The sequence below is a fragment of the Streptomyces sp. NBC_01478 genome (genome assembly GCF_036227225.1).
Taxonomy (GTDB): domain Bacteria; phylum Actinomycetota; class Actinomycetes; order Streptomycetales; family Streptomycetaceae; genus Streptomyces.
The window spans coordinates 4,251,993-4,276,909 of sequence record NZ_CP109444.1; the positions used below are offsets into that span (position 1 = coordinate 4,251,993).

Consider the following 24,917-nt stretch of genomic DNA (forward strand, 5'->3'; position numbering starts at 1 on the left):
CGTCATGCCCGTCTACACGCTGCCCGACCTGGCGTTCCACCTCTCCGGACACATCCTGCACAGCATCCACTGGCGCAACATGACAAGGCCGCCGCGACGACACAGGGTTCGGGCTGGGGCGTGCTCGCCCACGAGCCCCTGAGCGGCCGGTTCATCGTCGAGCAGGTCTACGACCACCAGGGCAACGTCTGGCAGGGGGCGACCCCCCTCCTCGTCTTCGACGCCTGGGAGCACGCCTTCTATCTCCAGTACAAGAACCAGAAAGTCGACTTCATCGACGCGATGTGGGCTGTCGTCAACTCTCCGATCCGCACGGCACGTTGAGCGACAGCAGGGCCACCGTCCCGCCCTGCAGTTGGAGTTCGCTGACCGCCGCGTTCCGCAGTCGTGGAAACACCCGCCGGTATTCACTCAGCGGAATCCCCAGCAACCGGCACAGCACCAGCCGCAGCAGGCTGTTGTGGGCGACGACCAGGACGCGTTGGTCGGGGTGGGCGGCGGCGATGCGGTGCAGGGCGGCCGTGCCGCGTGTCGCCGCCGCGGTCGGGTCCTCGGCCTCGGGGAAGGGGTTCGACACCGGGTCGGCGCGGAAGGCCTGTGCCGCCTCGGGGTTCTCCGCCTCGAACTCCGCGAGGGTACGGCCCTCCACCACCCCGAAGTCGCATTCGATCAGGGCGGGTTCGGTGTGCGGGATGAGGTTCAGGGCGCGGGCGGCGGGGGCCGCCGTGCGGACGGCCCGGGACAGGGGGGACGTCCAGATCGCGTCCACCGGGTGGTCGGCGGCCCAGTGGCCCAACGCCTCCGCCTGGGCGCGGCCCGTGTCGGTGAGGGCCACGTCGCTGACGCCGGCGTAGCGGTTCTCGGCGTGCCAGACGGTCTGGCCGTGGCGGGCCAGCAGGAGAGTCGTGCTCATGAGTCGATCGTGTCCTGGTTCAGCCGGGTGCGGGTGTGGGTCGCGAGCGGGGTCGGCAGCCAGCCTCGGGTCTCCAGTTCGTCCACCAGGCGAGCGTACGGCTCGACGAAGCGCGCCGTGCGGGACGCGCGGGGTTCGAGGACCGTGCGGATACGGACCATGCGGTCGGCCGCGTCGACGAGTGAGGAAGCGGCCCCCGTCCCGTACGCCGCCAACACCGCCATCCCCAGGGCCGGTTCGATCTGTTCGGGTACCCGGGCCGGGCGGCCGAGGACGTCGGCGCGGAGCTGGTTCCAGTACGCGCTGCGGGCCGCGCCGCCCGTGAAGGTGAGCGGGCCGTCTATCGGGGCGCCGAGCTGGTGCAGGTAGTCGAGGCACAGGCGCTCGGTGAATGCCACGCCCTGTAGTACCGCCGCCCAGCGGTCCGCCTCGGAGGCCGGGGTGCCGAGCGTGAACGCGGTGGCGTCCGGGGCCAGGAAGGGGAAGCGTTCGCCGGGCGAGGAGAGGGGGTAGGCGATGACGCCCGACGGTTCGTACGCGGCCGCCCGCAGGTCCATGTCCGCCGGGTCCGACCCCGCCGGCAGCGCTCCCGCCCCCACGCTCGACGCCCCGCCCGGCAGCCAACTCCCGTCCGGTGCCCGGTGGTTGTAGACCACCCCGGCGTCGTCCCGAACGGGCTTCGCGGACGCGCCCTTGAGGACCAGTGTGGTGCCGAGCACCGAGTTCCACGCGCCGGGGCGCAGCGCGCCGGACGCGATCTGGGCCGCGCAGCCGTCCGTCATCCCCGCGACGACCGGGGTGCCGACGGGGATGCCGGTCGCTTCGGCGGCGGCCCGGCAGACCTCGCCCAGCCGGGTGCCGGACCGGACCACCTCCGGCAACACCTCGCCCAAGTGGGCCAGTTGGGACGGCCAGGCCTCGCGCTCCGCGTCGTAGCCCGTCTTGAGGGCGTGGCTGGAGTCGGTCGGGACCGTCCCGCCCGTCAACTGCGCGGTGATCACGTCGGGTTGGTGGGTCACCCGTCCGGGGCCATAGGTGTCCAACAGCCACAACGCCTTCGGCAGCGCCCAGCTCGTCTGCATCCCGACACGCGCCGCCTCCGCCACCGCGCGCCCGTCGTCGTACATCAGCCCCGGTGTGAGCGGGCGCCCTTCGGCGTCCGTCAGCAGGACGGTCCCGGAGGTGCCGCACACCGCGAGCCCACCGATCCGTACCCCTGACGACCCTCGTCCCGCCAGGGCAGTCCGGCACGCCGTGCACACCGCTTCCCACCACTCCCCCGGATCCTGTTCGTGCCGTACGCCGCCGTCCCGGTGGTTGGTCAGCGGGGCGGCGCCGGCGCCGAGGACCCGCCCGTCGCCGGTGACCAGCAGCGCGCGGACGCTCTGCGTGCCCAGGTCAATGCCCAGCCACGCCCCGCCGTCACCTTCGAACATCATCCGGACCTCCCACAGGGGTTACGCATTCGGCATTCCCCGTTCATCGTGGCAAAGAGGGAGGGAGCCCCACGATGACCGAGACCCTGCGTGTCGTCGCCGCCGGTGACCATTTCGTCCTGCCGTCGCTGATCACTTCCGCGATCTCCGAGGAACTGCGCGAACACCCTTTCACCGTAAGCGAGTTGACGCTCGGCTGGCCTCTGGAACCCTTCGGGTCCGTCGCCGAGGTCGAGGAGGCCAGTGACGCCGAGGGCGAGGTGATCGACGCCCTGCGCGGCACCGGTGCGACGGTGCTGGTCACCCAGATGGGCCCGGTCACCGAGCGCGTACTAGAGGCCTGCCCGGATCTGCGGCTGGTCGTCGTGTGCCGGGGCGGACCCGTCAACGTCAACCTGGACGCGGCCAAGACCCACGACGTACGGGTGTGCTTCGCGCCCGGCCGCAACGCCGCCGCGACCGCCGAGTTCACGGTGGGGATGATGCTGGCCGCACTCCGCCGCATCCCGCAGGCCCATGAACTCCTTGCGGGTCAGGGCAGTTGGGAGGCGGGCGCCGCCTACTACACCTACGAGCACAGCGGGTTGGAGCTGGAGGACCTGCCGGTCGGGCTCGTCGGGTACGGGGCCGTCGGCAGCCGGGTCGCCCGTGTCCTCTGTGCCTTCGGCGCCCGCGTGATGGTGTACGACCCTTATGTGCACGGCGAGATCCACGGACTGCGCGTCACGGCGCTGGACGAACTCCTCCGCCGCTCCCAAGTCATCACCCTGCACGCCCGGTTGACCCCCGAGACGCGTGGCCTGATCGGTGCCCGCGAGCTGGCGCTGCTGCGGCCCGGCGCGGTGGTGGTGAACGTGGCGCGGGGTCCGTTGCTGGACGAGGACGCGTTGTGCGAGGCGCTGGAGAGCGGTCAGGTGTCGGCGGCGGCCCTGGACACGTACGCGCGCGAGCCGTTGCCGTCCGCTTCAAGGCTGTTCGGCCTCACCGACAGGCTGGTCCTCACGCCTCACCTGGGCGGGGCCTCCCGGGCGGTGGCCGAGAAGGCGGCACGAATAGCGGCGAGTGAAGTCGGCCACTGGGCACGAGGCGAACCTCTGTCCCACCAACTCGGTTGAGAGCCCACCAAGTTGGACTGAACCCACGCGTCGGCCGAACCAAAAGAGGTGCGCGCGTGGGTGCCTGCTCAACACGGTGCGCTTCCACGGCATTTAACACCCCCACAAAAAACCTGCAAACGCCCCCAAAACCCCATCCCCATCCCGGGAGGCCCCCACATGTACATCGGAATCGACGTAGGCACCTCCACCGTAAAAGCCGCAGCCTTCGACCCCTCCGGCCGTCAACTCGCCGTGGCCGCCCGCCCGGTGGAGCTGTCGATGCGCGGTGGGTTCGTCGAGCAGGACATGGACGAGGTCTACGCCGCGGTGGTCGCCGTACTCGACGAACTCACGGCAGACACCGCCGAGCCGGTCGAGCTCGCCGGGCTCACCGGGCAGGGTGACGGGGTGTGGCTGGTGGACGCGGAGGGGCGGCCGGTGCGGGCGGCGGCGTCCTGGATGGACGGGCGGGCGCATGAACTGCTCGACCGGTGGCTGGCGGACGGGACCTTCGAGACGGTGTTCCGGCGGACGGGGAGCGCGATGTTCCCGGGGTGTCCGGGGCCGTTGCTGGCCTGGTTCGAGGCGCACGAGCCGAAGACGCTGGACGCGGCGAGGCGTGCCCTGTACTGCAAGGACATGGTCTTCCAGCGGCTGACGGGGGCGCGGGCGGCCACCGATGTGTCGGACGCGTCGATGCCGTTCCTCGACCCCAGGACGCGGTCGTACGACAACGGTGTCGTCGAACTCCTCGGTCTGACCCGGCGCCGCGGGCTGCTGGCCCCGGTCAGCGACCCGGTCGCGACGGCCGAGACGCGCGGCGAGGGGCTGCCGGCGGGCACCCGGATCGCGAACGGGCCGTACGACCTGCCCGCCTGCGCGCTCGGCGCGGGCGTTACGGAACCGGGCGACGGGCTGCTCATCGTCGGGACCTGCCTCGCCAGTCTCGTCGCGACCACCGATCTCGACCTGTCCGGCGAACCGGCCGGTCTGTACATCTCCCTCGACCGGCCGGGGCACTGGTTGCGGGCCATGCCGGCGATGGTCGGTACGGCGGCCCTGGACTGGGTGCTGTCGACGACGGGCGTCCGGCACGAGGAGGTGGACGCGCTGCTCGCGGCGACTCCGGCCGGGGCGAACGGGGTGCGGGTGCTGCCGTACTTCGCGCCGTCCGGCGAGCGCGCGCCCTTCGTCGAGCCCCGGCTGCGCGCCGAACTGACCGGTGTTTCCCTGGAGTCGACGCCCGCCGACCTGATCCGCGCGACCTGCGAGGGCATCGGTTACGCGGCCCGGCACTGTCTGGAGGCGGCCGGGCTGACGGGTTCGCTGGCCGTGTGCGGCGGGGGGACGCGCAGCTCCGCCTGGATGCGGCTGCTCGCGGATGTGCTGGGGCGGCCGTTGCGGGTGGTCGAGGGTGAGGTGGGCGCGCGGGGCGCGGTGCTCGCGGCGGCCGAACGGTACGGGGTGGCGCTGGACGCGGGGGCGTGGACCCGGCCGACGGAGGTCGTCGAGCCGGACGCGGTGCGGGCCGCGTACTACGCCAAGGGGTTCGAGGATCATCTGGCGCGGCTGACGGCGGCGCGCCACCGGAGCCGGTGATTTCGGGGGCGGGCGCCCGCGATTCGCGGTGTACTACCGGCCTGGCCCGTGCGTGGCGAGGAGGAGTTCATGACGGTGCTTCGACGGTGGTGCCCGAACTGTCTTGGGTGGCAGGACTTCCAGAAGATGGCCGACGCCGAGAAGGTGGCCGTCCGGGAGGAGAAGGGGCCCCGGCACTACGTGGGGGATCTGTGGCGCTGCGCCGTCAAGGGCTGTGTGCGCTACCAGCCGGCGTACAACGCGCGAGGCGGCGGCGATCTCCCCGAGAAGTTCCGTGAGGAGAAGGCCGCCGCCCCCGAGTGAGCGCCGCTGTGCCCTGTGCTTACAGGTTGCTGAAGTCCGGGCCCTTGGTGCGCGAGCGCTTGATCTCGTAGAAGCCGGGCACGGACGCGACCGCGACGGTGCCGTCCCAGAGGCGGGCGGCCTCCTCGCCCTTGGGGGCGGGGGTGACGACCGGGCCGAAGAAGGCGATCTGCTCGCCGTCGGGGCCGGGGACGGCGATGACGGGGGTGCCGACGTCCTGGCCGACCTTGTCGATGCCCTCCTTGTGGGAGGCGCGCAGCTCGGCGTCGAACTCGAAGTCCTCCTGGGAGGCGTAGTCGATCAGGTCGGCGGGCAGGCCGACGTCCGCGAGCGCGCCGGCGATGGCCTCGACGGTCGGGCCCTCGCCGTTGTTGTGGATGCGGGTGCCGAGCGCGGTGTAGAACGGGCCGAGGGCGTCCGCGCCGTGCTTCTGCCAGACGGCGGTGACCACGCGGATCGGGGCCCAGGCCTTGGTGGACAGCAGCTCGCGGTACTCCTCGGGCAGCTCGTCGAGCTTGGGCTCGTTGAGCACCGCCAGGCTCATGATGTGCCAGTTGACCTCGATGTCCCGGACCTTCTCCACTTCGAGCACCCACCGGGAGGTCATCCACGCCCAGGGGCACAGCGGGTCGAACCAGAAGTCCACGGGAGTCTTGGCGGTCTCAGACATGACGCTCCTCGGAATACGGCCGTTTCCCCACGGCAACACCGTCTCTCGCCACCTCATTCCCGGGTACCCGCGGTCAGGGGCGCATGGCAGGATCGGCCCTGACCGCATAGCGAACACGTTGATCGAACATCGTTGATCGAACACCATCCGAGGGAGTGCCTCCGTGCCCGGTGAGAATCTGTCCCGCGACGAGGCCCGGGAGCGGGCCGCACTGCTGTCCGTCGACGGGTACGACGTGTCCCTCGACCTGCGCTCGGCGGTGGGTGACGACGCCGGTGAGGGGCCGCGGACCTTCCGGTCCGTGACCACGATCCGGTTCCGCTGTGCCGAGCCGGGCGCGGCGAGCTTCGCGGACCTGATCGCGCCGAGCGTCACCGCCGTGTCGCTCAACGGCAGGGACCTCGACCCGGGCGCGGTCTTCGACGGCTCGCGCATCCAGTTGGAGGACCTGGCCGCCGAGAACGAGCTGATCGTCGACGCGCGGTGCGCGTACTCCCGTACCGGCGAGGGCATGCACCGCTTCGTCGACCCCGAGGACGGCGAGATCTACCTCTACACCCAGTACGAGCCGGCCGACTCGCGCCGGGTCTTCACCACCTTCGAGCAACCGGACCTGAAGGCGCCGTTCCGCGCCGAGGTGCGGGCCCCCGAGGGCTGGACGGTGTGGAGCAACGGCGTCGGTGAACTGACCGACGGCGTATGGAAGTTCGCGGAGACGAAGCCGATCTCGACGTACATCACGGCGTTCCTGGCGGGCCCGTACCACTACGTCACGGACTCCTACTCGCGCACCTTCGACGACGGTACGACGCTGGAGATCCCGCTCGGCGCGATGTGCCGCAAGGGTCTGGCGCCGTACTTCGACTCCGACGACGTGTTCCTGGTGACGAAGCAGGGGCTGGACTTCTTCCACGACCACTTCGACTATCCGTACCCGTTCGGCAAGTACGACCAGGCGTTCGTGCCGGAGTACAACCTCGGCGCGATGGAGAACCCGGGGCTTGTCACCTTCCGCGAGGAGTACATCTTCCGGGGGAAGGTGACGCAGGCGTCGTACGCGGGGCGGGCGAACACGATTCTGCACGAGATGGCGCACATGTGGTTCGGCGACCTCGTGACCATGGAGTGGTGGGACGACCTGTGGCTGAAGGAGTCGTTCGCCGACTTCATGGGGGTGTTCGCGAGCGTCGGCGCGACCCGCTTCTCCGACGCCTGGATCAGCTTCGCCAACCGCCGCAAGGCGTGGGCGTACCGCGCGGACCAGCTCCCCTCCACGCATCCGATCACCGCCGACATCCGCGACCTCCAGGACGCGAAGCTCAACTTCGACGGCATCACGTACGCCAAGGGGGCGTCCGTACTGAAGCAGTTGGTGGCGTACGTCGGCCAGGACGCGTTCCTGGAGGGTGCGCGCCGCTACTTCAAGCGGAACGCGTACGGCAACACGCGCCTCGGTGATCTGCTGTCGGTCCTCGAGGAGACGAGCGGCCGGGACATGACGTCCTGGGCGCGGTCGTGGCTGCAGACAGCCGGGGTCAACTCCCTCACTCCGCAAGTGGTGTTGGACGTGGAGGGCGGCCGTATCGCCGAGCTGACGGTCCTTCAGGACGCGGCCGAGTCGCATCCCGAACTCCGCCCGCACCGGGTGGTCGTGGGCCTCTACCGGACGGAGGACAAGCGTCTCGTCCGGTACGAGCGGGCCGAGGTGGACGTCGACGGCCCGCGCACGGTCGTGGTCGAACTGGCCGGTGCGGACGCGCCGGAGCTGGTGCTCGTCAACGACGAGGACCTCACGTACGCCAAGACACGTTTCGACGCGGTGTCGTTGGCGACCCTGCGGGAGCGGCTCGGCGCGCTCACCGACCCGATGGCGCGGGCGCTGTGCTGGTCGGCGCTGTGGAACATGACGCGGGACGCGTTGCTGCTCGCGCCCGACTTCATCGACCTGGTGGCGCAGTACGGGCGCCGGGAGACCGACATCGGTGTCCTCCAGGTGCTGCACGCGTGGGCGAACTCGGCGCTGGTCAACTACTCGCCGCCGTGGTGGCGCGAGACCGGCGCGAAGATCCTGGCGCACATCGCGGAGCGGGATCTGCGGGACGCCGAGCCGGGCAGCGAGCACCAGTTGGCGTGGGCGCGGTTCTTCGCGTCGGTGGCGTCGGCGCCGGACGAACTGGCGCTGCTGCGGGGCCTGTTGGACGGCACGGAGAAGGTGGACGGGCTGGTGGTCGACCAGGAGCTGCGCTGGGCGTTCCTGGAGCCGCTGACCGCGCACGGCGTCGCCGACGAGGCCGTGGTGGCCGCCGAACTGGCCCGCGACGACACCGCGTCCGGCAAGCGCCACCAGGTCCGCTGTCTCGCCGCGCGTCCCTCGGCGGCCGTCAAGGCGCAGGCGTGGGCGCAGGTCGTGGAGTCGGAGGCGCTGTCCAACGCGCTGGTCGAGGCGACGATCGCGGGCTTCGTGCAGCCGTCGCAGCGGGAGCTGCTCGCGCCGTACACGGAGAAGTACTTCGCGGCGATCGAGCGGGTGTGGGAGGAGCGGTCGATCCAGATCGGCATGGATGTGGTGCGGGGTCTGTTCCCGGCGTTCCCGACCGCCGAGGACGGGCAGGCGACGCTGGCGGCGACGGACGCGTGGCTGACGTCCCACAAGGGGGCGGCGCCGGCGCTGCGGCGGCTGGTGCTGGAGTCGCGGGACGATCTGGCGCGGGCGCTGCGGGCGCAGGCGGCGGACAACGAGGGGCGCGGTTCCGACAGTTCCGAGGGCTGATCGTTGGCCTGTGATTGATCCCTCCGTGACCGTTACTGAATACAGGTAATCGCAGCCGTAACCCCTGGTCCACCCCATCCGGACCAGGGGTTTTCGGCGCCTACTCGGCATCCGAACGCCTGTCCTTTAGTACCGCGTTGTCCGGATTTGTCGACGGGCGTGTAACAGCGGTTAGGGACCGGATCCGGCGCGGGAAACCCCGTTGCATGAACCACAACACCCCGCTCTCCCCCCGCCCCCTCAGCCACCTCTCCGAGGTGCACCGCCGGGTTCTGACGACGGCTCAGCTCCGGACGCACGGTGTCCCGGCGGCCGAGGTGAACGAGCAGTGCCGCCCCGGCGGCCCCTGGCAGCAGATCCTCCCCGGTGTCGTGCTGCTGCACTCCGGCCCGCCGACCGGCGAGGAGCGGCTGCACGCGGTGCTGATGTACGCGGCGCGGGAGCGGACGGCGGGGGTCCCGGTCCAGCCCGGCGCGGAGGGGCCGCACCGGCCGACGTACACGGAGACGATGGTCACGGGCCTGGCCGCCCTGACCCTGCACGGCTTCACCGCGGCCGGGCCGCTCCCCTCCCTCGACCACATCGACGTCCTGGTCCCCCGGATGCGCCGGCTCCGCTCCACGGGCTGCGCCCGCGTCGTCCGTACGTCGGCGCTGCCCACCCCGCAGCAGGTGAAGGGCGTACCGGTGGCCCCGGTGCCGCGGGCCCTCGCGGACGCGGTGGCCGGGCTGTCGGACGCGAACGAGGTACGCCGACTGCTCACCGAGGCGGTGCGCGGCGGCCACTGCGAACCGGCCGCGGTGGTACGGGAGTTGAACAACGCGAAGCTGCTGGGCCGCCCGCACGTGGTGGACGCGGTGGACTCCCTCCTGGCGGAGGGCAGGTCGATCGCCGAGGACCGCCTCTACCGGATGGTGAGCGAGCACGGCCTCCCGGCCCCGGTCTGGAACGTGGATCTGCGTCTGCCCGGCGGCCCGCACCTCGGCGGCCTGGACGCGTACTGGCCCGAGCAGGCGGTCGCGGTGGAGCTGGACACCCGCGCCCCGCGCCAGGACGAGGACGCGTTGTGGTCGGAGTACGCCCGCAAGCGTGAGCACCTGGAGCGGCTGGGCATCACGGTCGTCCACATCACCCCCAAGAAGCTCCGGGACGCGATGGAGCAGCAGGCGGCGGTGGTCCGTACGGCACTGATGGCGGCGGCGGACCGCGATCCGGCCGCGTATGTCGTGGTGCTGCCCCGGTAGTGACGGACCGGGGCGGGATCAGGAGGGGAGAGGAGGGGCCACCGGGGGTCGGTGGTCCCTCCTCGTATGCGCGGTCTAGAGAGGTTCGGGCAGGGGCGGCGGGGCTGCGGTGGTGCTCGTGTGCCCCGCGTGGAGGCCGTCGATGAGGGCGGCGTACGAGGCGATCATGCGCGTACGGCTGAAGCGTTCGCGGCTGCGGGCGTGGGCCTTGGCGAACTCCGCGCGGCCGATGACCGCCTCGGTCCAGGCCGACGCGATGGCGTCCGGGTCGGGGGGTGTGACGATGCCGTGCCCCTCGACGATGGACGCGCTGTCGCCGACGTCGGTGGAGACGGGTACGGCCCCGCACATCATGCCCTCGATGAGGCAGAGGGGCGCGGCCTCGCCGAAGGACGAGGTGAGCGCGACGACGTCGGACCCGGCGTAGACGGTCTCCATGTCCCGCCGCACGCCGAGGCGATGAAGCCGGTCGCCGAGTTGTTCTCTGTCCCCTCCGAAGGCGGTGTCGATGTCGGCGGAGAGGGCGGGCTGGTCGTCGGTCATGCCCGTGCCGCACATGAGGACGTGGCCGGCGGGTTCGCGGCGTAGCCACTCGTGGGCGGCGCGGAGGAAGAGCGGGATGTTCTTCATCGTGGCGTAGCGGGCGGCGAAGACGACGACGGGGGCGGTGTCCGGAATTCCGAGGGACGCGCGGAGCGCGAGGCGCCGGGCAGGATCGGGCCGGAAGCGGAACAGATCCACGCCGTTGGGGATGACGTGGAGGACCTCGGGCGGGATGCCGGCGGCCTGGTAGGCGTCGCGGGTGGACTCCGCGCAGCAGACGGCGGCGACGACCTTGCCGTCGGCGATGGCGGTTTTCAGTTCGTCGAGGGCGGCGCCCTGGTGTTCGGGGTCCGAACGGTGCAGGCACACGACGACGGGGCGGCGGGGCAGGCCCGCCTGGTTGAGCAGCGAGAGCGGCTGTTCCTTGAGCGACAGGACGACGTCCGCGTCGGCCAGGGCGCGGGCCGCGTCGGCCAGCTCGGGGCCGGTGAAGCCGTCGCTGACGGTGCCGTCCGGGTCCCGGTCGCCGCGGAAGCTGCGGCCGAGGGTGGAGACGCCGACGCCGGCGGCGGTCAGTTGTTGGTAGCAGGCGTCGTTCTCCATGGCCTGCCGGGTTGCTTCTCGGTGGACCTCACCGTGGATGCTGAGCACCGAATGGTGCTGGCCGCCCTCCACCAGTCCCAGAACGACGTCGCTGTGGACGATCCGGGCTCCTCCGGAGAAGAAGCCTTCGTAGACCGACAGCACGTGCAGCTCGTGTCTAGCGCGCACACGACCACCCGCCTTGCGTATGAATCGAGCCATCCCCGTGAACAGCGGGTTAGCCGTTATGAGGCGGCACGGACATTTCGCATGAATGAACTGGGCGTCTCGTGTCTGGGTCCGGTTGGTTATCCCGGGGTCAATTGGTCGCGAGCCGGGCGCGGACCGTCTTGCCGATGTCGCCCCGCAGAAACCAGTCGACCGATTCGGAGACCCCGGAGACGACCAGAAGTCCGCGCCCGCTCTCCCCAGTGGGGGCCTGGTTGACCACGGGGAACTCCAGCACCGGGTCCGATACGTCGATCGTCAGCGCGGAGTTCCCTTCTTCGTCTACGGCGACTCGTAGCCAGACCTCGTGGCCGGGGACCTTGCCGTGCCGGACCGCGTTCGCGACGAGCTCGGAGGTGACGAGGACGGCGTCGTCGATGTCGCCGGGCCAGTTCCAGAGGGTGAGACGACGGCGGGTGTGGAGCCGGGCGAGGCGGACGCTCCGCGGGGTCATGGGGTAGCTCATGGACCAGTCGGGGGTGGGCATGGGGGTCCTTTCGGTGGGGGGTGCCCAACCACGGTGACGGGGTGGCTCATCGAGCTGCAATCGAAAACGCTCTGAATATTCAGTGGTGCTGAAAGTGGACTATGCCCACATCTGCACAAGCACCTGCGTGGACGCAGCAGGCGATGCCACACTCGGCGCAGAACGACTGGTGACAGGCACTACGGCAAGAAGGCGACGCACATGGCGGCAAAGCGCGGGCGCACGGCACAGCGGCTCGAACTGGGGCTTCAGCTACGGCAGTTACGCGAGAACTGCGACGCGGGCGACCACGGGACGGGACTCACCCGCAAACAGGCGGTCCAAGGGCTGCGCATCTCGGAAGCATCCCTACAACGCATCGAGACCGGCTCCCTCAACTTCCGGAACGTCGGCGACCTACGCAAACTGCTCACCAAGTACGGCGTGACCGACGAGGAGGTCGTCGAGTCGCTGATCAGCCTCAACCGGGATTCCAATCAACAGGATTGGCTGACCCAGTACCGAGGGCTCCTGCCGGCGGGCCTTCCCGGGTTCGTCGGACTGGAGCCTGAAGCCCGCTCCATGAAGGCCTACCACCCGACCGTCGTCTACGGCCTGCTCCAGACCGAGGCCTACGCACGGGCAACGCACGAGCTGCACAAGCCGATTGAGGAGTACACCTCGGAGTTCATCCGCAACAGCGTGGAACTCCGGATGCGGCGGCAGGAGGTACTCACCCGCGAACACCCCGTCAAACTGCACGTCATCCTGGGCGAAGCGGCACTGCGGTATCCGGTCGGAGGTGCCGAGGTGATGCGCGAACAGTACGGCCGGATCGAGGAGTTGTCGGGCTGGGACCACATCACCATCCAGGTCCTGCCGTTCCGCCGGAGCTACCGTTCGACCAATGACTTCGCGATCCTCGACTTCGGCAGCGGACTGCCACCGCGCGTCCAGACCGACAGCGCCTGGGGATCCGTATCCACCTCGGACAAGCCACGCGAAGTCGACCGCTTCACACGCCGGTTCGACGCCATGACAGCATCAGCACTGCCACCCGAGGACACCCCCGAGTTCCTCCGCCGACTGGAACGAGAGCTGTAGAACCATGAACCCCGAGATCGCTCCTGAGTCCGCCTGGTTCAAGTCCTCCTACAGCGACCCGGGCCAGAACTGCATCGAGGCCGCCCACCTCACCCCCACCGCCATAGCGGTCCGCGACTCCAAGAACCCCACCGGCCCCACGCTGCTCCTCCCCGCGACAGCGTGGGTGCCGTTCCTGTCCCACCTCATCAGCACTTCAGGTTCTGGCTGACGTATATCTGGGTGACCGTGCCGCCTCCTCCCGAGATCACTGAATTTGGCGGCACACACCTGATGGACGCCTGCTTGTCGTAGACGCCCCACGTCCCGTAGACATACGTGGCGCCAGTTCCCAGCGTATTCACAACCGAGAAGTTCGACACAGGAGTTGGCAGCTTTTGCCAGCCGGCTTTCGCGTAGAACTGGTAGTACAGGTAGTTCGCGTTCGGTGTGGGTGTCCGGTAGACGCAAGCGAGCGGGTACCTGCACCCGTACATCGGGGATGCCTGCGCCGCAGGCGCGCTGACCATGGAGATTGCGAGCCCCATGGCGGATGCGCCGGCCACGCACGCGATTTTCTGGAGAGCCCTCATTTCCCTCTCCGCCTTCCGGTCGTACACGATGGTTCGCGGGGGTCTTCGAGGATGGTGACCGATTCAATCGATCGGTCAACCTTCAATGGGATCAAGGGTTCTCGCGCAACGTTCTTCTCGGAACCCTTTTAATTCTGCTCCGTATCAAGCCTAGGCCGAATCAAACGAGGCGGCAATTCGGCGAGTTGGGCACGCCCGGTTCAACTGAACCCATCCGCCTGGGCCCCTCCCCGACGTACCGTCACCCCCATGGTGTCCCTGTTCGCGTTCTTCGGTCCGCCCCTGATCACGGTCTTTCTCTTCGCCGTCGGGGCAGTTCCGTACGGGTTGTGGGTGACCAGGAGGAAGCCCTCGCGGCCGGCCCGTTGGGCGGTGCTCGGGGGCGCGGCCGCGATCGCCGCCTACGGGGCCGGGACCGTGTACGGGCTCGCCTACACGAACCCGCTGGACCTGTGTGCGGGCAAGACGCCGGACGGCGTGCGCCGGCAATCCCCGGGGGACTCCAGGCTGACGTCGGTGCACGTGGGCAGCTTCCCGCTGTCCGTCAAGTGCCGTTGGAGCAGCGGGTACAGCACCGAGATGGTGTGGCCCTGGGCCTCGCCCCTGCTGTACGCGGGGCTGGCCTGTTCCCTCGTGTGCTGTGCGCTGCTCCTCCGCGACCGCTACCCGCGTACAGCCGTCACGTCCCGCAGAACTCCCCCACCACCACCGCCCCCGCGTCCCCCGACCAGTCCCCGTTGAAGTTGAACGCCAGCGAATGGCGGCCGTCCGCCGTCGTCACGACCGCCGACGACGAGCCGTGGATACCGCCGTCGTGGCCCCAGACGTGGACACCGCAGGGCAGCTTGATGTCGGAGATACCGAGGCCGTAGCGCGTGGTCGGGCTGTCGCCCGCCGGTACCGTCGTCTTCATCTCCCTCAGTTGCTTCGGCGGGAGGAGCTTTCCGCCCAGCAGCGCGCTGTAGAAGCGGTCCAGGTCGGTGGAGTCGGAGATCATCTCGCCGGCCGAGGAGGCCAGGGACGGGTTCAGTTTTGTGACGTCGTACGTCGGGCCCGTCGTCTCCTCCGCCAGCTTGCTGTAGGCGTGGCTGCTCGGGCTCGGGACTGTCGCCTTCGTGCCGGGGAGTGAAGTCGCCTTCAGGTGCAGGGGGTTGATGATGCGGTTGCGGATCTCCGTCGCGTACGAGTGGCCGGTGACCTTCTGGATGACCATCCCGGCCAGGACGTAGTTCGTGTTGGAGTAGTGCCAGGACGTGCCCGGTGTGAAGTCCGGCTTGTGGGACATGGCGATCGCCACCAGGTCGGCCGGGGTCTTCGTGTCGTAACGGTGCTGGAAGAAGCCGTCCTTGAGGAAGTACGTGCGGCCGAAGTCGTCGTCCTGGGTGTAGTTGTAGATGCCGCTGGTGTGGTTCATGAGCTGGCGGACGGTGACTTCGGTGCCGTCGTGGCCGTTGCCCTCGACCACTCCCGGCAGCCATGTCGCCACCGTGTCGTCGAGCGACAGGCGTCCCTCCGCCTCCAGTTGGAGGAGCACCGTCGACACGAACGTCTTGGTGATGCTGCCCACCCGGTAGCGGTCGTCGGCCGAACGCGGTGTGCCCGTGAGGAGGTTGCCCACACCGGCCGTCGTCGACCAGGTGGTGCGGCCGTCCCGCACGGTGGCCGTGACGCCGGGTACTCCGTCCGCCACGGCTGCCTCGACCGCCTGCCGGGTCGCCGTGTGGTCCCCTCCGGCGGGCGCCGCCGTCGCGGGACTCGCCAGCGCCACCGACAGGGCCACCGCCGTCGCACCCATCACTGCCGCACGAACTGCCATGTCTTCCCCCTCTGTTGAGCCCGGTTCAGCTCGGTCGAGGGGATGGACACGGCCGTCCGACACGAAGGTTGCTCCGGTGCACGGCAGTTGAGTGAGTTTCAGCCCTTCTTGAGGATCAGCTCGGTGTTGCGGTCCTTCGCGTCGCCGCCCAGCACCGTGCTGGACCCCGGTGCGTTGTACGACAGTTCGCGGTACAGGGCCGCGAGGCCGGTCTGGGTGAGGTCGGAGAAGTCCGTGCGGTGCGGGGCGGCGGACTCGACCAGCGTGGTGAAGAGGGACAGCGTGCCGTCCTTGTTGTCCACCAGCTCGATGACACGGGCGAGTTGGGGGAAGTCGACGTGCGAGGCGGTGGAGATCTCCCAGAAGCTGCGGCCGTCGGGCGCCGCGTGCGGGGTGATGACGTTGCGGTGGATGTGGCCGTTGACCCAGGCCAGCACGTTGGGGTGGCTGCCGAGGAGGGCGACGACCGCGTTGCCCTCGTAGCGGCGCTCGGTGGGGTGCGCCGGGTCGGGGCGGGTGTTGTCCATCGTCTTGCTGGTGTGGTGGCTGAAGATCACCGCGTACGAGTCCTTGTTGTCGCGGAGTGTCTTGTCCAGCCACCTCAACTGCGTTGCCCCGATGGACCCTTGGTAGTGGCCGCCCGCGTCCGTGGTGTCGAGGCTGATGCCGATCACGTCGTCGGCGATACGGAACGCGTAGTACTGCGTGCCCGCGTCGACGTTCGCGGAGGAGTAGCCGTGCCCGACCGGGCCGTAGCCCTGGTAGGCCGGGTCGAGGTGGGCCTTGAGGTACTCGGCGGACGTGTAGGGGGCGCGCTTCTCGTCCGGTGTGATCGAGCGCATGGAGCGGGCGTGCGCCTTGAGGAAGTCGCGGTAGCCGCTGCCCTTGGGGTCCTTGGCGTCCCGGATCGAGTTCTGCAGCTTCTTCGCCTCGGCGGCCGTCGCGGTCATCAACTTCTTGCCGCCGATGGCCAGTTCGGTGAGGTACGGGTCCGCGTGCGAGCCGAAGCAGCCGAGCGGGAGCGCGTCGTGGTTGCCGACCGTCGAGTACCAGGGCAGGTTGAGGCCGGGGCTGCGGACCTCGCGGATCGCGGCGGCCAGGAAGCCCTTGAGGTGCGGGAAGCCGACCTGCTTGTCGCCGTCGCGCAGCGTCGAGTCGGGCTGCCAGTACAGCTTGAGACCGCTGTTCTGGACGCCCTCGTAGTGCCGCGGGTCACCGGTGTTGGGGGTGAAGCGTCCGCCGCTCATGATCTTCATGAACCATTCCAGCTCGGACTTGGCGTTGTTGTCCGTGTTGTCGCCGGTGGTCATCACGAAGTGCAGCGGGGAGCCGGTCACCGGGGCGCCGCGCAGCGCGTTGACCCGCTCGACCAGCGAGATCCCGCCCTGCACGGTCAGCGCCTCGTGCGGGCGCCAGGCGTGCTTGTCGGTCGAGCGCAGGTACTCCAGGCGCAGCGGGTGCTGGCTGTCCATCAGGTGCAGGTCGGTGAACTGCACGAACGACGCGAGTGCCGTACGGCGGCCCGCGCGCCCGGACTTGGCGGCGGCGAGGTCGGCGCGCACGACGCGCTTCCAGCCGGCGCCGTCGCCGAGGCGGCGGTAGCCGGAGCTGGTGCGCGGGGCGGCGACCGTGGCGAGGGTGGTGCCCTTGGTGTACGGGGCCAGGGGTGCGGCCGGTGCCTTGCGGGACTGGGCCACGGGCGCCTGGGCGGCGGCATCGGTGCCGGCGGCGTCGGCGGTGGCGGCCTGACTGTCGGTGGGCCGTAGGGCGTAACCGACACCTGCGGAGACGGACACGGCCGCGGTGGCGGCGAGGACGGTACGGCGGTTGACCCCCAGCACGGAGCTGGCGACAGAGCGTGTGCGCGACATGGCGCGATCTCCCCGAGTACGAACTGCGTCGGCAGTGGTCGCGGGTGTTCGCGTCGACCGGTTTTCGATCGCGGTCGCGAACTTCCCGCTCGTACTGGATGCTTGGCATCGGGGATGACCTGCGCGTAAACGAGACGGCAACGCGTAGCGCCGATCACCGTACGTGGATCTTGGCGCCCCCTGTGCGTTCGTGAACGCTCGTCGAGCCGCCGGGAAGCGGCTACTCCGCGTTCATCTGCCGGGGTACTGAAGCTATTTCGGGACCCGTCCGGTCGCCGGCCGTTCCTGCCACAGCCGCAGCGCGATGTCGATCAGCGAGACCCGGCGCAGGCCGGAAACGTCGTCCAGCGGATGCCAGGCGGCCATGTCGGTGGACCCGCCGATCTCGTGGCGCAGCTCGCCGCCGACGATCCCGGCCTCGTAGACGAGCCGGAGGCCGTGCTGGTCCACCTTGCGTCGGTGGCGCCACGGAATGACATGGTGGAGCGAGTCCATGCCGAGGAATCCGGTGACCTCGACGTGGTAGCCGGTCTCCTCCTCCAACTCCCTGACGACCGTGTCGTTCGGATGCTCGCCGTGGTCCATGCCGCCGCCGGGCAGCACCCACTCGTACCCACCGCCGTCGGCCGGTGAACGGGCGAGCAGGAGCTGTCCGTCCCGGACGCAGACGGCATAGGCAGCGACTCTCAGCTTCTTGCGCATCCGGGGAAGCTAAGCGCTCTGCTGGGAATGCCGCAATGGGAATTCGTTCGACTGACGCGCCGTCGTGGCTGGTCGCGCAGTTCCCCGCGCCCCTGAAGGGGCGCTCAACGTGCCGGCGTCGGATTGGCAGGTGAGTATTCCGGGGCGGACCAACACAGAGGGAGCGCGGTCGGGGTCTCGACGACCTCCGTGAGGGTGAAACGCACCCTGCGCTCCCCGTCCTGACCGAACTCCGTCCGGGCCTCGCCGGTGAGTTGGAGGGTCGTGCCCGTGTCCCAGTCCAGGAAGAGGAGTCCCGCGCGCGGGTCGGCGAGCAGGTTGCCCAGGCTCAGGAACATGGCGTTGCCCGCGTAGTCCGGCCAGGTCAGCTCGCGGGGTGAACTCGCCTGTACGAAGCCCGGGTTGCCGCCCCGGTGGCTGGCGTCGGCGCCGTGCTCGTGGACGGTGGCGAGGAAGAAGGTGTCGGCCGCCGCGATGAACTCGGCCTGGGCGGGAGTGAGTTCACTGCCGTGCCGGGCGGGCGCGGGCTCGCGGCCGGCGACCGTCTCGTAGGACTCCCTGCGCTGGATGTACTTGGGGCAGTTGGAGAAGACCCGCTCCGCCTCGATCGCGAACCCCCGTGCCGTGGCGCGAAGTTGGCCGTCGACTCGCATACGGCGGCGGGTGCGGGGGTCGAGGGCGATCGTGCCGACCGGCAGGTCCCGTGCGTCGGTGAGGGCCGGGGTGAGGGGGTCGGCCGGGCGCGGTCCGCCGGTGACCGAGATCTGGTGCGGGCCCGTCGCCCGTACGAAACCGGGTGGGCCGGTGAGCGGTGAGGCCCACACCTTCCCCGTCGTCGGGTCGGCGGCGCCCAGGACCAGGAGGGGCTGGAGTTCCAGGAAGGCGGCGGCCACGGGTTTGATGCCCTGGCCGATGATCTGGCCGACGTGATCGGCGATGTGCCGTACCCCCGCCCGGTCCTGCACGGCACGAGAGCCCGCGTGATAGGTCTCCACGGCATTCACCGCTAGAAGAAGCCGCAGGTCGGGGCGTCGGTGTGCGGGGCCGGGGCGTGTTCGGCGCCGCTCGGTACCGAGATCTCCAGGCGGGTGCCGTCCGGGTCGTGGAAGAAGATGCCGCCCGAGGCCGCGCCCTCGCGGTGGGCGACCACGCCCTCGTACGCGAACTCGGCGCCGTAGGCCTTGAGTGCCTCCTCGTAGCGCCCGACCCGCTCGATCGAGTCGGCGGCGAAGGCCAGGTGGTGCAGGCCCGCGCGGTCGCCGCCGTACGGCCCCTGCGCCTGCTGCCAGAGCGTGAGCACGGGGTGGTCGCCGCCGTCGCCCAGGAACGCGTACCGGCGGTCGTCCTCCTTGCCCTCGACGAGGACCGCGAAGCCGAGGACATCGCGGTAGAAGGCGAGCGAGCGGTCGAGGTCGGTGACGTTCAGCCCGACGTGGCCGGTGTGCAGGGTCATGAAAAGCCCTCCTCCGATATAACCGTTGTCGATGACGTTAGTGGTTAGAATCGAGAGGGTCAACCGCTCACGTACTCTTGACCGGTTAGATCAGAAGGGAGCTTCTCCATGACCACCGACCCCGACCCCCGGCCGCTCATCGGCGAGCCGCTCGCCCTCGACCTGCTCAACACGCGGTGGATGCGGGACGGGACGGTGCAGGACCTGCTCTCCAGCCCTCGCGGGCTCGCCGTATGGCTCGGCTCGGCCGGGCTCGACGAGCGGTTCGAGGCGAATCCGATCACCCTGCTGCACACCAAAATCGCGCGCGACGCGTTGCACGCGGTGGTGGACGGTTCACTGGCACAAGGCGCGGAGGACCTCGACCTCGTCCTCGACCAGGGGCGGATCCGGGCCACGCTCACCGCCGAAGGCCCCGGCGAGATCCCCGAGTTCGGCGACCCCCGGTGGGGCCCCGGCTGGCTCGCGGCCCGCAACTACCTGGAGCTGCTCGCCACCGCCCCCGACCGCATCCGGCGCTGCGCCCACGAGGCCTGCGTCCTGCACTTCTTCGACACCTCGCGCAACGGCACCCGCCGCTGGTGCTCGATGGCGGCCTGCGGCAACCGCGCGAAGGCGTCCCGCCACTACACGCGCTCGAAGGAGTTCTGAGCCGCTGACCGGGATAGGGGGTTTTCCCCATACATCCATATCGATTCGGTCAACACTTCCCAAACAACTGTCCCTTGGGTAAAGCTGCGCTCGTCCGGCACTGGATTCTTCACCTACAAGGGATGCCGATGACCCTGAACCCCAAGAGACGCGTGGCGCGGATATCCGTGGCCGCCGGTCTCGCCGCGGCCCTCTCCGCGGCCGGGCCGATACCCATGGCCTTCTCCGCCGACGCGCCGTCCACCACCGCACCCGCGGACGGGACCGTCAAGTCCGCCGCCGCCAAGCTCGGTTCGGACGACGCCGATCTGCTCGCCACGGCCAAGGCCGACGGCGACAAGAACGTCACGATGATGATCGCCACCGCGCCGGGCTCGACCGAGCAGGTCGCCCAGCAGTTGGACGCGGTCAAGGGCGGCTCCGTGGGCCGTACGTACGACAAGCTCGGCTACGTCCGCGCCACCGTCCCCACCGGCAAGGCCGACTCGGCCATCGCCGCCGCCGCGAAGCTGTCCTCGGTGCACGCGATCGACCTGCGCCAGGAGATCGCCCTCGACGACCCGACGCCGAGCGCGGACACCGCGACCGCCGCCAAGAGCGCCAACAAGGCCACGGCGAGCACCACTTACTCCGCGCCGAACAAGAACACCCCGGCCGAGAACCCGTACAACCCGTCCTTCGAGACGGGCGCCGTCGACTTCGTGAAGAAGAACCCGAAGGCGGACGGCCGCGGCATCACCATCGGCATCCTCGACTCCGGCATCGACCTCGGCCACCCGGCGCTGCAGAAGACCACCACCGGCGAGCGCAAGATCGTCGACTGGGTCACCTCGACCGACCCGATCGTCGACGGCGACCAGACCTGGCGCCCGATGATCACGGCCGTCTCCGGCCCCAACTTCACCTACGGTGGCCTGAGTTGGACGGCGCCGACGGGGTCGTACGAGATCAGCACGTTCAAGGAGTCGTACACCACCGGCGGTGACGCGGCGGGCGACGCGAACCGCGACGGTGACACCACCGACTCGTGGGGCGTCCTGTACGACCCGGCGGCCGGCACGGTGACGGTCGACCTGAACAACAACCACGACTTCGGCGACGACGCGCCCATGAAGCCGTACAAGGACGGTTACCAGGTCGGCTACTTCGGTACCGACAACCCGGCGACGGACGTCGTCGAGCGGCAGCCGTTCGTGGTGCAGATCAGCAAGGACGTGCCGATGGACCCGTACGGCGGGTCCTGGGTCGGCAAGACCGCCGACTTCGTCAACATCGGTGTCATCGAGTCCGAGCACGGCACGCACGTCGCCGGCATCACCGCGGCGAACGGCCTGTTCGGCGGCAAGATGAACGGCGAGGCGCCGGGCGCGAAGCTCGTCTCCTCGCGCGCCTGCACGTGGAGCGGCGGCTGCACCAACGTCGCACTCACCGAGGGCATGATCGACCTCGTCACCAACCGCGGTGTCGACATCGTCAACATGTCGATCGGCGGCCTGCCCGCGCTGAACGACGGCAACAACGCGCGCGCCGAGCTGTACACGCGCCTCATCGACACCTACGGCGTGCAGCTCGTCATCTCCGCCGGCAACTCCGGTCCGGGCGCCAACACGATCGGCGACCCCGGTCTGGCCGACAAGGTGATCTCGGTCGGCGCCTCGATCTCGAAGCAGACCTGGGCCGCCAACTACGGCTCCCAGGTGGAGACGAAGTACCAACTGCTGCCGTTCTCCTCGCGCGGCCCGCGTGAGGACGGCGGCTTCACGCCGACGCTCGTCGCGCCCGGCGCGGCGATCAACACGACCCAGACCTGGCTGCCGGGTTCCCCGGTCCCCGAGGCGGGCTACACACTGCCGGCCGGCTACTCCATGCTCCAGGGCACCTCGATGGCCTCCCCGCAGGCCGCCGGCGCCTCGGCGCTGCTGCTGAGCGCCGCCAAGCAGAAGCACATCGCCCTCACCCCGGCGACCCTGCGCACGGCGCTGACCTCAACCGCCGATCACATCAAGGGTGTTCAGGCGTACGAGGAGGGCGCGGGCCTCATTGACATCGTGGACGCGTGGAAGTCCATCAAGGACGACGCCACCGCCCACGAGTACACCGTCAAGGCTCCCGTCGACACCGCGATCGACTTCGCGCTGAAGACCCCGGGCTTCGGCACGGGACTGTACGACCGCGAGGGCGGCCTCAAGGCCGGTGCGAAGAAGACGTACGACGTCGTCATCACGCGAACCACGGGCAGCGACAAGGCCGTTCGGCACGAGCTGGACTTCGCGAACAACGCCGGCGGCACCTTCCGGATCGTCGGCTCGGACGAGGTCAAGCTCCCGCTGAACCAGCCGGTCACTGTCAAGGTGCAGGCGGCGCCGAAGAGTTCGGGCATCAAGAGCGCGATCCTGGAGGTCGACGACCCGAAGACCGAGGGGATCGACAAGCAGATCCTCACCACGGTCGTGGTCTCGTCGCCCGTCAACTTCACCTACTCCAAGTCGAGTTCGGTCCAGCGCAACAGCACGCAGTCGTACTTCGTGACCGTCCCGGCGGGCGCCAAGGCCCTTGAGGTCGCGATCGGCGGGCTGAAGGACAAGAGCCAGACGCGGTTCATCTCGATCCACCCGTACGGCGTTCCGGTCGAGGACACCGGCACCCCGTACTGCTACAACAACTACCTCGACGGCAACGGCTGCAAGCCCGACGTGCGGTCGTACGCCGACCCGCAGGCCGGTGTCTGGGAGATCGAGGTCGAGGCGCGCCGCACCTCGCCGCTGCTCGACAACCCGTACAAGCTGGACGCCACCGTGCTCGGCGCGGCCTTCGACCCGGAGACCGTGACCGTGCCCGAGGCCAAGGTCGGCGTCCCGACCACCGCCTCGTGGAAGGTGACCAACAACTACGCGGCGCTGGACGGCACGTTGAAGGGCGGCCCGCTCGGCTCCTCGCTGACCGCGCGGCCCACCATCACCGAGGGCGTCGCCCAGACCACCACGGTCGAGGTGCCCGCCGGCGCCACCTCGCTGGACGTCTCCATCGGCGACGTCTCGGACACGGCGGCGGACCTGGACCTCTACGTGTACGACGCGTCCGGGGCCGTCGTCGGCCAGTCCGCCGACGGGGACTCCGAGGAGGCGGTCTCGATCGCCAACCCGGCCGCCGGGACCTACACCGTCGAGGTCGACGGCTACGCGGTGCCGTCCGGCTCGACCGCGTACGACTACCTGGACGTGTTCTACTCGTCCGCGCTCGGCACGGTCACCGTCGACTCGGCGCCGGTGAAGCTCGCCACGGGCGCCTCGGCGACCGTCTCCGGCAGCGTCACCGCCCTGGCGGCCGCTCCGGCGGGCCGTGAGTTCTTCGGCCAGGTCCAGTTGGTCAACGCGCGCGGCACGGTCGCGGGCCTGGGCAGCGTGAAGATCGAGAAGGTCACGTCGTAGCACGGACTCGGTCCTGATACGACGGTGAGGGGGGCGGGCGTCCGTGCGGGCGCCCGCCCCTTCCGGCGGGCGTCCGTGCGGGCGCCCGCCCCTTCCGTGTTCAGCCGGCGGGGCAGGTCGTGGTGCGCGCGCCCGGCAGGGCCTCGACGATCCAGGCGCGGTTCGCGGCGACCCGGTCGTCGCCCACGGCCCACAGGCTCGCGCCGGGCGCGTCCCGCCCGATCCCGACCAGGACGTGCTGGCCCGCGCGCGGCCGCGGATCGGCCCCGTCGTCGATGAGGAAGGACACCTGGGACGGACCTGTGGCGGGCTTGTAGGAGCGGATCACGGTCAGCACGATCCGGGTCCAGGGACTGTCCGCGCGCGCCTCCACCCGGGCCACCGTGCCCTCGACGACGAGCCGGTCGCAGGCCAGCGCCTCCTCCGGGTCGGACGGCGGCGATCCGTCCCCGGCCCGCTCGGCCGGGGCGTCGGCCTTGCTCTGGGCGGAGGAGGAGTCGGCGCCGCCGCCGACGCCACCGTTGTGGGCCCCGAGCCAGGCGAGCCCGGTGACCATCCCGGCGATCACGGCCGTGACGAGGGTGCCGTAGGCGAGGACGCGCAGGGCGGGGCGGCGGCGCGGGCGCACCGGCCGGGCCGTGACCACGGGTTCCGGGGGTGCCGACAGGGCCTCTCCGATGATCCCCAACTGCTCGCGCAGCATGGCCACTTCGGCCGTGGCGACCCGGTGCTCGGCCATGAACTGGGCGTCCGCGTCGGCCCCCTCGGGCAGCGGCTCGTCCGTGAGCGCGGCCATCAGCGCGTCCACGCCGTCGTATTCATTCCGCTCCGTGGCCACGTCACACCACCTCGTCCTCGTGCAGGCGGTCGCGCAGGGCGCGGACCGCGGAGTGCAGCCGGCTCTTGACCGTGCCTTCCGGGATGCCGAGTTCCGCGGCGATCCCGCGCACGGGCAGGTCGGCGAAGAACCGCAGGACGAGGACCTGGCGGTGCTGGTCCGGCAGCTCGTCCAGGCCCTGCGCCACCGCCACGGACAGGACACTCGTGTCCTCGCCGGAAGGGTGCTCCAGCGGGCCCAGGGAGGCGAGCCGCTCCCCGAGCCGCTCCTGGCGGCGCTTGGCGCGGTGCCAGTCCATGGCGAGGTTCGAGGCGACGACCGCCACCCACGCCGAGACGTCGCGCGGCGCCTCGTCGCCCTTCGCCGCCCGCTCCAGCAGCCGCAGCCGTACCTGCTGGACGCCGTCCGGCAGATCCGCCTGCGGCACCCCGCCGAGCGCGAGCACCGCCCGTACCCGGCGTTCCTGGGCCGCGTCCAGAGGATCGTCGTCCTCCAGGACCCGGCGGGCCTTTCTGCGCAGCACAAGCCACCCCCTTCCCGCGTTTCCTCTACGACGCCGCAGCGCACGGAAACGTTCGGAGCAGTTCGGAGGTGTTCCGAGGTGTAGGTCACACCGGCCAGGGCCGTGTCC

Annotated in this window: 23 protein-coding genes and 1 pseudogene; 11 read left to right on the forward strand and 13 right to left on the reverse strand. The window is 70.1% G+C overall.

All coding sequences use genetic code 11. The features are described from left to right. Positions 1-25: 25 nt before the first annotated feature. Positions 26-324 (forward strand): annotated as a pseudogene (locus OG223_RS19050) (superoxide dismutase); the annotation flags it as partial. Here the strand turns inward: OG223_RS19050 and OG223_RS19055 are convergent. Together OG223_RS19055 and OG223_RS19060 are read right to left on the reverse strand one after the other, a co-directional pair. Continuing rightward, positions 296-913 carry a histidine phosphatase family protein gene (locus OG223_RS19055; RefSeq protein WP_329249814.1) on the reverse strand — a complete coding sequence of 206 codons (618 nt, stop codon included), beginning with the start codon at positions 911-913 and terminating at the stop codon, positions 296-298. The pseudogene OG223_RS19050 and the gene OG223_RS19055 overlap by 29 nt on opposite strands. Beyond that, positions 910-2,352: an FGGY-family carbohydrate kinase gene (locus OG223_RS19060; protein ID WP_329249817.1), complete on the reverse strand. Its 1,443-nt coding sequence runs from the start codon at positions 2,350-2,352 to the stop codon at positions 910-912. Before OG223_RS19060 ends, OG223_RS19055 begins: the two co-directional genes overlap by 4 nt. 71 nt (positions 2,353-2,423) lie before the next feature. On the opposite strand from OG223_RS19060, the gene OG223_RS19065 reads away from it, so the two are divergent. From OG223_RS19065 to OG223_RS19075, 3 genes are all read left to right on the forward strand, one after another. Beyond that, positions 2,424-3,464: a 2-hydroxyacid dehydrogenase gene (locus tag OG223_RS19065; RefSeq protein ID WP_329249820.1), complete on the forward strand. Its 1,041-nt coding sequence runs from the start codon at positions 2,424-2,426 to the stop codon at positions 3,462-3,464. 159 nt (positions 3,465-3,623) lie between these two features. Beyond that, positions 3,624-5,045: an FGGY-family carbohydrate kinase gene (locus OG223_RS19070; RefSeq protein ID WP_329249823.1), complete on the forward strand. Its 1,422-nt coding sequence runs from the start codon at positions 3,624-3,626 to the stop codon at positions 5,043-5,045. A 69-nt stretch (positions 5,046-5,114) separates the two neighbouring features. Continuing rightward, positions 5,115-5,348: a hypothetical protein gene (locus tag OG223_RS19075; RefSeq protein WP_329249826.1), complete on the forward strand. Its 234-nt coding sequence runs from the start codon at positions 5,115-5,117 to the stop codon at positions 5,346-5,348. A gap of 19 nt (positions 5,349-5,367) precedes the next feature. Here the strand turns inward: OG223_RS19075 and OG223_RS19080 are convergent, their stop codons facing one another. Next, on the reverse strand, positions 5,368-6,018 hold the full coding sequence (locus OG223_RS19080; RefSeq protein WP_329249829.1) for a mycothiol-dependent nitroreductase Rv2466c family protein: 651 nt from the start codon (positions 6,016-6,018) through the stop codon (positions 5,368-5,370). 163 nt (positions 6,019-6,181) lie between these two features. Here OG223_RS19080 and pepN point away from each other — a divergent pair, with 163 nt between their 5' ends. After that, positions 6,182-8,788, forward strand: coding sequence for an aminopeptidase N (pepN, locus tag OG223_RS19085; RefSeq protein WP_329249832.1), 2,607 nt, complete (start codon positions 6,182-6,184; stop codon positions 8,786-8,788). A gap of 206 nt (positions 8,789-8,994) precedes the next feature. Beyond that, positions 8,995-10,032 (forward strand): hypothetical protein, encoded by a 1,038-nt coding sequence (locus OG223_RS19090; protein ID WP_329249834.1) that lies wholly within the window; start codon positions 8,995-8,997, stop codon positions 10,030-10,032. A 75-nt stretch (positions 10,033-10,107) separates the two neighbouring features. Here the strand turns inward: OG223_RS19090 and OG223_RS19095 are convergent, their stop codons facing one another. Together OG223_RS19095 and OG223_RS19100 are read right to left on the reverse strand one after the other, a co-directional pair. After that, positions 10,108-11,322: a glycosyltransferase gene (locus OG223_RS19095; protein WP_329265360.1), complete on the reverse strand. Its 1,215-nt coding sequence runs from the start codon at positions 11,320-11,322 to the stop codon at positions 10,108-10,110. Between the two features lie 154 nt (positions 11,323-11,476). Further along, entirely contained in the window at positions 11,477-11,872 is a 396-nt protein-coding gene (locus tag OG223_RS19100) for an ATP-binding protein (RefSeq protein ID WP_329249837.1), read from the reverse strand. A gap of 201 nt (positions 11,873-12,073) precedes the next feature. On the opposite strand from OG223_RS19100, the gene OG223_RS19105 reads away from it, so the two are divergent. Both OG223_RS19105 and OG223_RS19110 read left to right on the forward strand, forming a co-directional pair. Continuing rightward, positions 12,074-12,955 (forward strand): helix-turn-helix domain-containing protein, encoded by an 882-nt coding sequence (locus OG223_RS19105; protein ID WP_329249839.1) that lies wholly within the window; start codon positions 12,074-12,076, stop codon positions 12,953-12,955. A 4-nt stretch (positions 12,956-12,959) separates the two neighbouring features. Beyond that, positions 12,960-13,166, forward strand: coding sequence for a DUF397 domain-containing protein (locus OG223_RS19110; RefSeq protein WP_329249842.1), 207 nt, complete (start codon positions 12,960-12,962; stop codon positions 13,164-13,166). Here OG223_RS19110 and OG223_RS19115 read toward each other — a convergent pair. Further along, positions 13,144-13,554, reverse strand: coding sequence for a hypothetical protein (locus OG223_RS19115; protein WP_329249844.1), 411 nt, complete (start codon positions 13,552-13,554; stop codon positions 13,144-13,146). The two genes, OG223_RS19110 and OG223_RS19115, sit on opposite strands and share 23 nt — an antisense overlap. Before the next feature lie 222 nt (positions 13,555-13,776). Here OG223_RS19115 and OG223_RS19120 point away from each other — a divergent pair, with 222 nt between their 5' ends. Next, on the forward strand, positions 13,777-14,268 hold the full coding sequence (locus tag OG223_RS19120; protein WP_329249846.1) for a hypothetical protein: 492 nt from the start codon (positions 13,777-13,779) through the stop codon (positions 14,266-14,268). Here OG223_RS19120 and OG223_RS19125 read toward each other — a convergent pair. The 5 genes from OG223_RS19125 to OG223_RS19145 form a co-directional block, all read right to left on the reverse strand. Continuing rightward, complete coding sequence (locus tag OG223_RS19125; RefSeq protein WP_329265362.1) at positions 14,207-15,322, reverse strand: serine hydrolase domain-containing protein; 1,116 nt, start codon at positions 15,320-15,322, stop codon at positions 14,207-14,209. The genes OG223_RS19120 and OG223_RS19125 overlap by 62 nt on opposite strands. A gap of 119 nt (positions 15,323-15,441) precedes the next feature. Then, complete coding sequence (locus OG223_RS19130) at positions 15,442-17,214, reverse strand: TIGR03767 family metallophosphoesterase (protein WP_329249849.1); 1,773 nt, start codon at positions 17,212-17,214, stop codon at positions 15,442-15,444. A gap of 252 nt (positions 17,215-17,466) precedes the next feature. Then, on the reverse strand, positions 17,467-17,916 hold the full coding sequence (locus tag OG223_RS19135; protein WP_329249852.1) for an NUDIX hydrolase: 450 nt from the start codon (positions 17,914-17,916) through the stop codon (positions 17,467-17,469). Between the two features lie 104 nt (positions 17,917-18,020). Then, entirely contained in the window at positions 18,021-18,911 is an 891-nt protein-coding gene (locus OG223_RS19140; protein WP_329249855.1) for a pyridoxamine 5'-phosphate oxidase family protein, read from the reverse strand. Positions 18,912-18,922: 11 nt separating this feature from the next. Then, positions 18,923-19,369, reverse strand: a complete 447-nt coding sequence (locus OG223_RS19145) for a VOC family protein (RefSeq protein WP_329249858.1) — start codon at positions 19,367-19,369, stop codon at positions 18,923-18,925. Positions 19,370-19,477: 108 nt separating this feature from the next. Here OG223_RS19145 and OG223_RS19150 point away from each other — a divergent pair, with 108 nt between their 5' ends. Together OG223_RS19150 and OG223_RS19155 are read left to right on the forward strand one after the other, a co-directional pair. After that, positions 19,478-20,020: a CGNR zinc finger domain-containing protein gene (locus tag OG223_RS19150; RefSeq protein ID WP_329249861.1), complete on the forward strand. Its 543-nt coding sequence runs from the start codon at positions 19,478-19,480 to the stop codon at positions 20,018-20,020. 128 nt (positions 20,021-20,148) lie between these two features. After that, entirely contained in the window at positions 20,149-23,448 is a 3,300-nt protein-coding gene (locus OG223_RS19155) for a S8 family serine peptidase (protein WP_329249864.1), read from the forward strand. A 100-nt stretch (positions 23,449-23,548) separates the two neighbouring features. Here the strand turns inward: OG223_RS19155 and OG223_RS19160 are convergent, their stop codons facing one another. Beyond that, complete coding sequence (locus OG223_RS19160; protein ID WP_329249867.1) at positions 23,549-24,286, reverse strand: hypothetical protein; 738 nt, start codon at positions 24,284-24,286, stop codon at positions 23,549-23,551. Position 24,287: 1 nt separating this feature from the next. Then, positions 24,288-24,809, reverse strand: coding sequence for an RNA polymerase sigma factor (locus tag OG223_RS19165; protein ID WP_329249870.1), 522 nt, complete (start codon positions 24,807-24,809; stop codon positions 24,288-24,290). Positions 24,810-24,917: the final 108 nt, after the last annotated feature.